This window comes from Kitasatospora sp. NPDC002965 (assembly GCF_040611255.1).
Lineage (GTDB): Bacteria > Actinomycetota > Actinomycetes > Streptomycetales > Streptomycetaceae > Kitasatospora.
In genome coordinates this window covers 24043-33249 of record NZ_JBEXNT010000111.1, presented here as the reverse complement: position 1 = coordinate 33249, position 9207 = coordinate 24043, and the positions used below count along the sequence as shown (strand labels likewise).

General features: G+C 73.1%; 11 protein-coding genes. 4 read left to right on the top strand and 7 right to left on the bottom strand.

Annotation, left to right across the window (positions count from 1 at the left end; genetic code table 11):
• Positions 1–156 precede the first annotated feature (156 nt).
• Entirely contained in the window at positions 157–591 is a 435-nt protein-coding gene (locus ABZY91_RS31875; protein ID WP_355406436.1) for a C40 family peptidase, read from the top strand.
• A gap of 171 nt (positions 592–762) precedes the next feature.
• On the opposite strand, the gene ABZY91_RS31870 is transcribed toward ABZY91_RS31875, so the two are convergent.
• Positions 763–1326: a dihydrofolate reductase family protein gene (locus ABZY91_RS31870; protein ID WP_355406434.1), complete on the bottom strand. Its 564-nt coding sequence runs from the start codon at positions 1324–1326 to the stop codon at positions 763–765.
• A gap of 241 nt (positions 1327–1567) precedes the next feature.
• Between ABZY91_RS31870 and ABZY91_RS31865 the strand changes: the two genes are divergently transcribed.
• Entirely contained in the window at positions 1568–2878 is a 1311-nt protein-coding gene (locus tag ABZY91_RS31865) for a GNAT family N-acetyltransferase (protein ID WP_355406432.1), read from the top strand.
• A 61-nt stretch (positions 2879–2939) separates the two neighbouring features.
• Here the strand turns inward: ABZY91_RS31865 and ABZY91_RS31860 are convergent, their stop codons facing one another.
• Entirely contained in the window at positions 2940–3758 is an 819-nt protein-coding gene (locus tag ABZY91_RS31860) for a TetR family transcriptional regulator (protein ID WP_355406430.1), read from the bottom strand.
• 23 nt (positions 3759–3781) lie between these two features.
• The gene (locus ABZY91_RS31855; protein ID WP_355406427.1) at positions 3782–3910 is read right to left on the bottom strand and encodes a hypothetical protein; all 129 of its coding nucleotides are present in this window, start codon (positions 3908–3910) and stop codon (positions 3782–3784) included.
• Positions 3911–3942: 32 nt separating this feature from the next.
• Here ABZY91_RS31855 and ABZY91_RS31850 point away from each other — a divergent pair, with 32 nt between their 5' ends.
• Positions 3943–4527 carry a GNAT family N-acetyltransferase gene (locus ABZY91_RS31850; RefSeq protein ID WP_329885621.1) on the top strand — a complete coding sequence of 195 codons (585 nt, stop codon included), beginning with the start codon at positions 3943–3945 and terminating at the stop codon, positions 4525–4527.
• Here ABZY91_RS31850 and ABZY91_RS31845 read toward each other — a convergent pair.
• Positions 4512–5000, bottom strand: a complete 489-nt coding sequence (locus tag ABZY91_RS31845) for a macro domain-containing protein (RefSeq protein ID WP_355406425.1) — start codon at positions 4998–5000, stop codon at positions 4512–4514. The genes ABZY91_RS31850 and ABZY91_RS31845 overlap by 16 nt on opposite strands.
• A gap of 10 nt (positions 5001–5010) precedes the next feature.
• Positions 5011–6351, bottom strand: a complete 1341-nt coding sequence (locus ABZY91_RS31840; protein WP_355406423.1) for an MFS transporter — start codon at positions 6349–6351, stop codon at positions 5011–5013.
• Between the two features lie 137 nt (positions 6352–6488).
• Here ABZY91_RS31840 and ABZY91_RS31835 point away from each other — a divergent pair, with 137 nt between their 5' ends.
• Positions 6489–7454 (top strand): LysR family transcriptional regulator, encoded by a 966-nt coding sequence (locus ABZY91_RS31835; RefSeq protein WP_355406421.1) that lies wholly within the window; start codon positions 6489–6491, stop codon positions 7452–7454.
• A 311-nt stretch (positions 7455–7765) separates the two neighbouring features.
• On the opposite strand, the gene ABZY91_RS31830 is transcribed toward ABZY91_RS31835, so the two are convergent.
• Together ABZY91_RS31830 and ABZY91_RS31825 are read right to left on the bottom strand one after the other, a co-directional pair.
• Entirely contained in the window at positions 7766–8392 is a 627-nt protein-coding gene (locus ABZY91_RS31830) for a YceI family protein (protein ID WP_329885617.1), read from the bottom strand.
• Between the two features lie 145 nt (positions 8393–8537).
• The gene (locus tag ABZY91_RS31825; protein ID WP_355406418.1) at positions 8538–9071 is read right to left on the bottom strand and encodes a DinB family protein; all 534 of its coding nucleotides are present in this window, start codon (positions 9069–9071) and stop codon (positions 8538–8540) included.
• Positions 9072–9207 lie beyond the last annotated feature (136 nt).

Sequence of the window (9207 nt, the reverse complement as noted above, 5' to 3'; positions counted from 1 at the left end):
CCGGGCGGTGACATGGACTTCTGATCCTTCGGATCGGACGGTTCCTCGTCCGCACGGGCGGCGGCGGAACGGGCCGCCGCCGAGCGGGCCGCGGCGGAGAAGTCGGCCGCCGATCGGGCGGCCGCCGAGAAGGCCGCTGCCGAGAAGGCCTCCGGGGTGGCGAAGGGGACCGCCGCGCCCCCCGCGCCCGCCGCCGCCCCGCCGCCGCCCGCCCGGCCCTGGTCGGCCGAGGGCGCCGCCGCCGCGGTGGCCTTCGCGAAGTCCAGGATCGGCCTGCCCTACGTCTGGGGCGGCGAGGGGCCGGGCGGCTACGACTGCTCGGGGCTGACCATGATGGCCTGGCGTCAGGGCGGCAAGCCGCTCAACCACTTCGCCGCCGACCAGTACGCGCGGTCCTCCCCGATCACCTACCGTCAGCTGCGTCCCGGGGACCTGGTCTTCTGGAGCTCCACCGGTCGTGCGGCCGACATCCACCACGTCGGCCTGTACATCGGCGACGACCAGATGATCGAGGCCCCCCGCCCGGGCACGCGGATCAAGCAGGCCAGCCTCTGGATCATGGGCACCCCCGACTTCTACGCCCGCCCCTGACCCGGGCCCCTCGCCGCCGATGCAGGGTCCCCAAAGCCTCGGCGGAATCTCGCGGCACTCGGCAGTTGGACGGCAGAAGTGCCACTGCCACGAGGCTTGCCGTTCAGGGCTTCACTCGTTCGGGCGGTTCAGGTGGTTCGGGCGGTGGTCCGGGTCGCCCGGGACGGGCGCTCAGCGCCTCGTCTCGTACCTGGTCAGGACCACGCCGCAGGGGAGCGTCCGCGTCTCCACCAGGTTGAGGTTCACCCAGTTGTCCAGCGCGGTGAAGAACGGCGTGCCGCCGCCCACCAGGACCGGCGCGGTGGCCAGCACGTACTCGTCAATCAGCCCGGCCCGCACGGCCGCCCCGGCGAGCGTCGCGCCGCCGATGTCCATCGGGCCGCCTTCCTCGGCCTTGAGCCGGGTGATCTCGGCGACCGCGTCGCCGGTGACCAGGCGGGTGTTCCAGTCGACCCTGTCGATCGTCGAGGAGAACACCACCTTCGACATGTCCCGCCAGCGGCGCGCGAACTCGATCTCCGCCGGGGTGGCGTCGGGCCGCCGGTCGCCGGTCGGCCAGTAGGAGCTCATCGTCTGCCACAGCTTGCGCCCGTACAGCGTCAGGTCGGTCGCCTGCAACTGGTCGGACCAGAACTGGAACAGCTCGTCGCTCGGCACGCTCCAGCCGATGTCGTCGCCGGGCGCGGCGATGTAGCCGTCCAGGGTCAGGTTCATGCCGTAGATCAGTTTTCGCATGGCGCCAGTCTTCCGTGAGTCGGTCTCACGCGTACGGACCGGCGCGGCCCCGCCCACCCGTCCCCGACCCGCCGCCGACCCGTCCCCGACCCGCCTCCGACCCGCCTCCGACCCGCCTCCGACCCGCCTCCGACCCGCCTCCGGCCCGTCCCCGACCCGAGGCCGGCACCGCCCGCAGGGCCACGGCCGCCGGGGGAATAAATCGGATGCCGTTGGCGAAAACCCGCCGTACGGTGGGCGAATGGGCATTGACGCACACGGTGGGACCCGTGACCCGGGCAGCCGGCCGGAGGAGCAGACCGACACCATCGGCGGCATCGAGATCCGGTCGATCGCCGAGGACGAGATCGAGCCGTGGGACCGGGCGCTCGTCGTCGGCTTCCTGCGCCCGCACATCGGCAGCGCGGCCGACTACCGCAGACGGCAGTGGCAGCCGGGCCGGATGCTCACCGCCGTCGACGCGGGCAGGTTCGTCGCCACCTACCGCAGCTTCGACACCGAGCTGACCGTCCCCGGCGGCGCCGTCGTCACGGCGAACGCGCTGACGGCCGTCACGGTGACCGCCACCCACCGCCGGCGTGGACTGCTCAGCGGCATGATGGCCCGGGACCTCGCGGCGGCGCGCGAGCGCGGCGCGGCGGTCGCGATCCTGATCGCCGCCGAGTACAACATCTACGGCCGCTTCGGCTTCGGACCGGCCACCCGGGGCCACGGCTGGAACATCGACCTGCAGCGCGCGGGCGGCCTGCGGGCCGGGTTGCCCACGGTGCCCGGCGGGCGGATCGACCTCGTCACCATGGCGGAGCTCCGCAAGCTCGGCCCGGAGCTGCACGACCGCTGGCGGCTCACCCAGCCAGGTGCGATCGCCCGCGACGAGGTGATGTGGAAGCGCTACACCGGCGAGATCGAGGTGCCGGGCTTCGACTGGAAGGAGCCCTTCGCCGCCGTCCACCGGGACGCCGAGGGCACCGCCACCGGCCTGGCCGTCTACAAGATCGACGACGCCTGGGACGGCTCCTACCCGAACTGCACCCTCACCGTGCTCGACCTCTTCGCCCTCGACCGGGGCGCCGGCGCCGAACTCTGGCGCTACCTCGTCTCGGTGGACTGGGTGCGCAAGGTCGTGGTGGAGAACATCGGGCCGGACGACCCGTTGCCGCTCCTGCTGAACGACCCGCGCGCGGCCACCCCGTACGCGGACAACGCCGACTTCATGTGGCTGCGGGTGCTGGACGTCGAGGCGGCCTTCAACGCCCGGACGTACGGCGCGCCGGGCCGGGTGGTGCTGGAGGTGGAGGACCGCGACGGCTACGCGGCCGGCCGCTGGGCGATCGACGTGGGCGCGGACGGCACCGGCCGGTGCAGCCGGACCGCCGACGAGGCCGATCTGGCGATGGACGCCTCGGTGCTGGGCTCGCTCTACCTGAGCGGCGAGACGGTGCCGCGGCTCGCCGCGGCCGGTCTGGTCACCGAGCTGCGGCCCCGTGCGGCGGCCGACGCCGACCTGCTGCTCCGTACGCCACTGCTGGCATGGAACCTCGACGGCTTCTGATCCGTCGGCGACCGGCCGGCCCGTACGGGCCGGCCGGTCCCGTTGCCGGGGCCGTCGGCGACTACTTGACCGCCGTCCTGCCGATGGTGGGCAGGATGAAGTCCTGGATCAGGCCCTTGGCGTCGCGGACGATCGGGCGGAACACCCGGTAGCGCGAGAGGTTGATGACGCGTGCGGCCATGGGCGTCGACCGCCGGACGAACTCCCGGGTGCGCTCGGTGTCGGGCGTCCGGTCGAACACCCAGTAGAGCACCACGACCATCAGGTGCAGCCACAGGACGTCGGGCAGCAGCTCCACCAGCTCGGTGTCCAGCTTGGGCGCCAGGTCGGAGCCCTCCAACACCTCGCGGAACAGTGCCACGGCGGTGGCGCGGGCCGGGTGGGACTCGTTGGAGAACGGGCTGAGCGAGCTCGTCGGGTCGGCGGCGGTGCGGAAGAACTGCGCCGCGAACTCGTGGTACGGGGCGGCCGTGTCGAGCCAGGAGGTCAGCGCGATCTCCAGCCGCTCCGAGAACTCCCGGGTGTGGGCCATGCGGTTCCTGGCGTCCGCGGCGTGGTCGTACGTCATGCGGTCGTAGAACCCCTGGATCAGGAATTCCTTCGCCGAGAAGTAGTAGTACGCGTTGCCGACCGAGACGCCCGCCTCGGTGGCGATCGCCCGCATCGTGGTCTTCTCGTATCCGCGCTCCTGGAACAGCCGCATGGCCGTCTCCAGGATCAGGGCCCGGGTCTGCTCGCTCTTGTCGGTCTTCGGCTGGGCGCGGCTGCCGCGTGCCTCGGCCGACGGCGCCGCGGAGTTCGGCCCGGCGCCTTCGGTGCCGTCCGTTCCGCTGGTGCCGCTGGTCCCGTTCGTACCGTTCGTCGCTGCCAGGTCGTCCACGGGCCCGAGCCTAGCCCGATCGGTCAGTCCCAGGCGGTGTCGGTGCGGGCGGCACCGGATGCCCCCTGCGCATCCGGTGCCGTCGCTTCGCCGCCCTGTCTTTCGAACGCGTTCAAAAGCATGTCGTGACTGTAGCGGTAGAGATTGAACATGTTCAACACGGAGGGTGTGGCAAGCTCGTCACATGATCACCACCATTCGCCGGGGCACCGGACGCGACGCCGAGGCCGTGGCCGGGCTGCACGCCGCCAGCTGGCGGACCGCCTACGCCGGTATCGTCCCGGCGCCGGCGCTCGGTGACGGGCTGGCCGCCGAACGGCGCGAGATCTGGGCACTGCGGCTCACCGTCGACTACGGCGATCCGGAGGTCACCCCCGAGCTGCTGGTCGCCGAACGGGCCGACGTGGTCGTCGGGTTCGCCTACCTCGTTCCCCAGCCGGACGGCCGGGTGCTGCTCGACAACCTGCACGTCCGCCCCGGGCTCACCGGCGGCGGCATCGGCCGCGAGCTGATGGACGCGGCGCTCGCCCACGTCGCCACCCGCCACCCGGGCGCCGACCTCTACCTGGAGGTGCTGACCGCCAACACGCGGGCGGTCGCGTTCTACGAGCGCGCCGGGGGCCGGCGCACGGCGACCGGCGAGGGTGTCTTCCCCGGCGGCTACCGGCTGCCCGAGTACGAGTACACCTGGCCGGCCCGGGTGCACCGGACCGAGGTCGGGGACCGTCCGGCCGGGGCGGACGCCGCCACCGGTCAGTCGCGGTCGTAGACCGTCACCGGTATCCCCCGGTCCGTCAGGCGCGCCGTCACCAGCGGCTCCACCAGCTCCCACCGGCCGCCGGCCAGCCCGCACCCGATCCGCGGCATGTGGACCGATGCCCCCAGCCCGGCCGCGTGCCCGCCGAGCGCGGTCAGCGCCGTGTCGATCGCCTCGTACCGCACCGGCACCGCGGTCGAGCGGGCCGTGCGGATGCCGTGCTGTCCCACCATGTTGGCCACCCAGAGGGAGTCGTCGACCCGGACGAACTGCACGGCGCCCAGGCCGAAGTCGTTCCCCGCGCGCTCCCGGTGCCAGCGGCGGAAGGCCCGCTCCGGCTCCGGCCACCGGCGCGAGAGCGCCAGAACGAACCCCCTTCCCCAGCCGCCCAGGTCGTTGCACACGTGCGCGATGACCTTCACGCCCTGGTCCAGGGGAGCCGTGGCATCGCCACGGACGTACCGGACGGCGCTCTCCGTTGTCATGATTCGAACGTTAGTACGTACCACTGACGGAACGCGCGGCAGTTTCGTCCGAAGCCCTCGAAGCCCCCGACTTCCCCGAGGCCGTCGGCGTTTCCGACGCTTCCGGGGCCGTCACCGCTGCGGTCTCCGGAGCGGCGTCCGCAGTCGCCGCCACCCCCGCCACCCCCAGGTGGCGCCGCCCGGCCAGGGCGATCAGCAGGGCGAGTGAGGCGGCCCCGGCCGGGAGCCAGAAGCCGGCCCCCGGTCCGGCCTGCTCCGCGACCACGCCCGCCAGCGAGGAGCCGGCCGAGATCCCGACCAGGATCCCGGACACCGCGATCGCCATCGCCTCGTTCAACTGCCTCCGCGGCAGCAGCTCCTGGATGAGGGTCATCCCGGTGACCATGGTCGGCGCGGTGCCCGTCCCGGCGACGAAGAGTGCCGCCCCGAGCAGTGCGAGCCCGGCCCCGCCGAGCCCGGCGGCCAGCGGCAGGAGCAGCAGTCCGGCCATCGCGGCGACGCCCCACAGAAAGCGGACACCCGGTGCCCGGCGCGGGCAGAGGGTCCCGAACGCCAGCCCGGCCACGCAGGACCCGGCGGCCACCAGTCCCAGCAGTACCCCGGCCACCGGCCGTCGGCCCAGGGCGTCGGCGTACGCGACGGTGGTCAGTTCCAGCGAGCCGAAGATCACGCCCGTGGCGAGGAAGGTCAGCACCAGCACCCGCAGCCCCGGCGCCCGGAGCGGCGAGCCGTGCCGCTCGCCCGCCGCCCGCTCCGCCAGGGGCGGTTCGGTGCGCCGCTGGGCCGCGAAGAGCAGGGCGCCGCCGGTGCCGAACGCTCCGGCGGTCAGCATCCCGGCCTCCGGCGCGAACGCGGTGCAGAGCACCATGCCGAGCACCGGTCCGGCCATGAAGCAGAGCTCGTCCAGCGCCTGTTCGAAGGAGTTGGCCAGGTGCCGTGCGGCCGGGTCGTCCCGGTACAGGTGTGCCCAGCGGGCCCGCGCCATGCCGCCCAGATTGGGTGCGGCCGCGCAGGCCGCCCAGCACGCGTAGAGCGTCCAGTCGGGCGCTTCGAACCGGACGAGCAGCAGCAGTCCGGTGAACGGCAGCGCGTTGTACAGGGCGGCCGGCACCGCCACCCGTGACTGCCCGTACCGGTCGACCAGCCGTCCGAGCAGCGGCATGCCGATCGCCCCGGTGGCCAGCCCGGCCGCCGCGACGGTGCCCGCCAGCGCGTACGAACCGCGCCGGTCGGCGAGCAGCACCACGAGGGAGACGCCGGTCATCGACATCGAGAGCCGGCCGAGCAGCCCGGCGAGGGTGAACGCGGCGGTGCCGGGCCGGGTGAACAGCCGGCGGTACGAGGCGAGCATGGGACTCCGCGGGGAGAGGAAGGGGGAGGGACCCAGCCTCGGTCCGGCGACCGGTCGTGGTCCAACACCTGTTTCGCCGCACTGACAACAGAATGCTGTCGATCGACCCGGCCCGACCTCGTTGCTAGCCTGCCGCCATGTCCCGTGACCTGCACCCCCGCCTGCTCCGAGGCTTCGTGGCGACCGCCGAGACGCTGCACTTCGGCCGGGCCGCCGAGCGCCTGCACGTGGCCCAGCAGGCGCTCAGCCGGGATGTGCGCGCGCTGGAGCGGCTGCTCGGCGACGCGCTGTTCACCCGGACCACGCGGAGCGTCGAACTCACCCCGGCCGGGCTCGGGTTGCTGCCCCGGGCACGCCGTCTGCTGGCCCTGCACGACGAGATCCTGAGCGGCGCCGCCCACCGCCCGCTGCTGCTCGACCTCAACAGCGACGTCACCGGACCCGACCTCACCGGCGGCCGGTTGCTCGAACGGGCCCGCGCGGCCCGGCCGGACGGCGAACTCCTGGCGCGCTTCCACGGTGGTCTCGCGGCGGCCTCGGCCGAGCTGCTCGCCCACCGGCTGGACGTCTCGTTCGGCCGGTTCGCCGGCCTGCCGGCCGGGGTGCGGGCCCAACTCGCTCAGGTGCCGGTCCGGTTGGAGCGGGTGTCGGTGATGATGAAGGCCGGGCACGTACTCGCGGACCGGCCGACGCTGCGCCTCGCCGACCTGGCCGGGTATCCGGTGGACGTGTGTGCGGGCAACCCGGCCACCACCGAGTGGGCCGATCTCGGAGTCCGGCTGCTGCGCGAGCACGGCCTGACCCCGGCGGCGCCGTACGTCCCGCCGGTCGGCGTGGACGAGACCGCCCGCTACCTCGCCCGGCACGGCGATCCGATGCTGACCACCGTCGGCGGCCCGTTGATCCCGGGAGCGGTGAACGTGCCGCTGGTGGATCCGGTGCCGCTCAGTCTGGTGAGCCTGGTGCACCGCCCGGACCTGCGGCACCCCGGGCTGGTCGCGTTGCGTGCGGCCGCGGCCGAACTCGGCGCGCGTGAACAGTGGTTGCTTCGGCCGGCGGGCAGCTGGCTGCCCGCGGCGGACGGCGCGCTGCTGGCCGTCTGATCGCCGAGCGGACCCGAGCCGGGCGGCAGGGCGCGGCGGGCGGGGTGGGCCGGACTCGGGCGGTGCCTCGGCGCGGCCGGATCCGGCGGTGCCTCGGCGTGGCCGGATCCGGCCGTCAAATCCGTGTGCGAACCGGGCTCCCGACAGGAATCACGCTGCAAGCGGCTGTTGTTGTGGCCGAGTACGACCTCACCCCTGCCGCTCGGGGGTCGGCAGGGGTGAGGCGGATGCGGGCGCGCGGTCGGCCGGGGGAGCCGAAGGGCGCGCCCGCGGCATGCGGGGCACAGGGCCCGTGGCCGAGGTCGGCCGGGTCAGGCCGCCTTCACTGCGGAGATGTCGAAGCTGAGCTTGACCTTCTCGCCGATCAGCACGCCGCCGGTCTCCAGCGCGGCGTTGTAGGTCAGGCCCCAGTCGGTGCGGTCGAGGACGGCCGAGCCCTCGAAGCCGACCCGCTCGGCGCCGTAGGCGTCGGTGGCGGTGCCGGTGAAGTCCAGGTCCAGGACGATCGGCCGGGTGGTGTCCTTGATCGTGAGCTCGCCGGTCATCCGGTAGGTGTCGTTGCGCACCCGCTCGGCGGAGGTGCTGCGGAAGCGCATCTCGGGGTAGGTCTCGGCGGCGAAGAAGTCGCCGGTGCGGAGGTGCTCGTCGCGCTGGGTCTGGTTGGTGTCGATGCTCGCGACCTTGATCACCAGCTCGGCGCTGGAGTTGACCGGCGTGGTGCCGTCCAGGTGCAGCTTGCCGTCGTACTCGGTGAAGCGGCCCTTGACGTTGGTGACCATCGCGTGGCGGACGGAGAAGCCGATCTCGCTGTGGGTGGTGTCGATCGCCCAGTCGCCGCTGAGGTGGCCGAGGTCCGGCCCGGTGGGCGCGTCGACGACGGCGGTCGCGGTGCCGGTGGTCGCGGTGGTGGCGGTCTTGTTGCGGTTGAACAGGCCCATGGCTCCTCCTCGGGTTCGAAGCCAGTTGTTTAGGCTTCAACTTGATGACTCCACCATAGACCCGTTTCGTTCAAAGTTCAACCAATGGCGCGACGGCCCTCGCCCGGGGTGTCCGGGCCGGGCCGTCGCGGTCGGGTGGAAGCCGTCAGCCGACCTGCGCCATCTCCTCGCCGACCAGCTCGAAAGCGGTCCGGCCGTCCAGTGACTCGCGGATGATGTCGGCGTGCCCGGCGTGCCGCGCCGTCTCCTCGATCAGGTGCAGCAGCACCCAGCGCGCGGTGCGCCGCGAGCCGGCCGGGAACCACGGCGCCTCCGGCAGCGGCGCGTCCACCTCCAGGTTCGGCAGCTCCTCGATGATCCGCTCGGTCTCCGCGGCCACCTCCGCGTACCGCTCCAGCCAGTCGGCCAGGGTCTCGCCCTCGGTCAGCACGAAGGAGCTCTCCCGGTAGTCGTGCCGACCCTCCGCGCGGTCCAGCAGGATGCCGACCACCCACTCGCGCTCGCAGATCGCCGCGTGCTTGACCAGCTCGGCCAGCGAGAGGGCGCTGGCGCTCGGCCGGGTGGCGGCCTGCTCCTCGGTCAGTCCGAGGACGGCCCGGCGCAGGCCGCCGCGCTGCGCGGCGACGAAGGAGAGGAGGGCGTTGCGCTCGTCGGTCTCGGCGTTCACCAGGGTGGGCATGGTCGGCAGGCCTCTCGTCGGTGGGGTGTTCCCGCTTCGGTAGTACTGAAGGTATCGGCCGACTAGGTCAGATCCTGTCCTCCTTGGGGCGGGGTTCGGGGCCGGTTCGCCGAGCGCCGCATCGGTATCGTCGGAC